The sequence below is a fragment of the Halorientalis persicus genome, from assembly GCF_900110215.1.
Classification (GTDB): Archaea; Halobacteriota; Halobacteria; order Halobacteriales; family Haloarculaceae; genus Halorientalis; species Halorientalis persica.
Genome location: NZ_FOCX01000099.1, coordinates 1 through 1,871, shown reverse-complemented (window position 1 = coordinate 1,871; position 1,871 = coordinate 1). Strand labels below are relative to the sequence as shown.

The window sequence follows — 1,871 nt, the reverse complement described above, 5'->3', positions numbered from 1 at the left end:
TGGACAAGTACGGTCGAATCGTGGTCGGCTACGAGTTCGACTGGCGGTCAACGGTGACCGGGCCGAAGAAGAACCAAGCCTGTGTTCGCATTCACCACCTGCGGTTCAAGGGCGGAATTCAGAACGAGTTCGTACGCGATGATTCGGTGACGGCCCTCGAATCCGACGAAATCTGAAGTTCAGAAGATTGAAACAGGTAAGATGATAAGAAATTGTGGCTGTGCGAACTCCCCAGCCGGACAGTCGTAGTCCCGGCTCGAAAACCCCACCCCACCTATGAGTAAGCACGACACGAAATCGGCAAGCGATGTATCGGCAAAAGATCTGTCCGCATTCAAGAAAGAAGCGCTGTTCGCTATCGCTCGGCTAGAGAACAGCGACGAAACGCCATACGGTCTCGGTATCAAGCGCCAGCTGCAAGAGCGCCTCGACGAAGAGATCAACCACGGCCGACTCTACCCCAACCTCGACGACCTCGTCGGATCCGGACTCCTCGAAAAAGAAGCACTAGACAAGCGCACGAACACCTACACCCTTACCGAAGAAGGGAAAGAACTCCTGCGAGACTACCGCGACTACGTGGACGAGACCGTCTCAACGGCACTCTAGATCGCCCAGATCCGTTCGCAGCCACTATTTTGAGTTGCGGTTATGCAACCCAAATAGCCGATTCTATCTATGTACGAGAGATATCCCTGCCCAGACTGCGGCGAAACAAACGGACACGAGCCGCAATGTTCACACAATACAGCATCGCGAGCCGACGTCGAGAAGGCCTATATCGATATCATCTCCCGACTGATGGTCAGCCCAGCACCGGGAGACGAACTCAGAGACACGGCCGACGGTGAGTGGTCCGACCTCCATAACGACGCCTTCGCCGAGTTGCTCTCTGCAGGACTCGTCGAGATGGACGGCGACGGCGTCTTCGAGTTGGTCCCGCTAGACGAGGCCCACGACCCAGTTGACCCACAGTACGACCCTCTCGCCACGATCTTCAAGCACGGCTCCGTTCCAGGAGCCCACGACAACGCGATCTTCGCACTCGTCGCCTGGTACGAAGCTCGCGGCCTCTCGTGGCACGAAACGAAGGAGCGCGTCATCGACTGGTTGTACGAAACCGGTGCGTGGGAACGTGGCGGGTTCAAAGAAACCACGCCCAAAGAGGTTCTCGAGAAGAAGAGACACGTGTACGAAGGTCCCGGTAACGGTGACGGCTACGGTTGGAAAAACAAAGCTAAGGAGGCCAAACGAGTGATCGACCGGCATATCGGGACAGAGTCGAGAAGTGGTAGAAAGGCAAATCGTGCAGTCCAATCCGACTAGTCTCAACAGCTGGCCGCTAGACGTATTACTAATAAAAATAATGCAATCCTGAAAGATTACTAGAAGGCAGCTCACACACACCACATTCGAAATGAATTGTACTAGAAAAAGAAGTCTAGATAGAGGGAACTCACACACACCATGTTCGAAATGAATTGTTAGAGAGATCGTTCTTGGAGGTGTTTTTGACCGTGTAAAGTGGCTAAGGCAGCTATTTAGGGTTGTAATCGGAGGATTTCATCTCGATATATTGTGCCATCAAGTTTGAATAAATCCCATAAGAGAATTCTGGGATAGAGGATTACACGAATTCATTTCGATGATGGTGTGGGTGGGGTGCTGATTGAGAAGCCTCTCTCGCTCGGTGCACGAGGGAAGAGACCACGTCAAAATCAATTATTATTCCAACGATCGGGATCCCCCCACCACGCAGGGGAGGTGGTCAACTCCCGCCAGTTCCCAATTCATTTCGATGGTGGTGTCCTCATATCGAAGCTGGTTGAGAGTGATACTAGCAGGAGAGCAATTCATTTCGATGGTGGTGT

Annotated in this window: 2 protein-coding genes; both read left to right on the top strand. The window is 52.8% G+C overall.

What is annotated here, in order from left to right:
* The first annotated feature begins 276 nt into the window (after window positions 1-276).
* Complete coding sequence (locus BMX17_RS24765) at window positions 277-609, top strand: helix-turn-helix transcriptional regulator (RefSeq protein ID WP_092665295.1); 333 nt, start codon at window positions 277-279, stop codon at window positions 607-609.
* A gap of 69 nt (window positions 610-678) precedes the next feature.
* Complete coding sequence (locus BMX17_RS24760; RefSeq protein WP_092665292.1) at window positions 679-1,326, top strand: DUF7474 family protein; 648 nt, start codon at window positions 679-681, stop codon at window positions 1,324-1,326.
* Window positions 1,327-1,871: the final 545 nt, after the last annotated feature.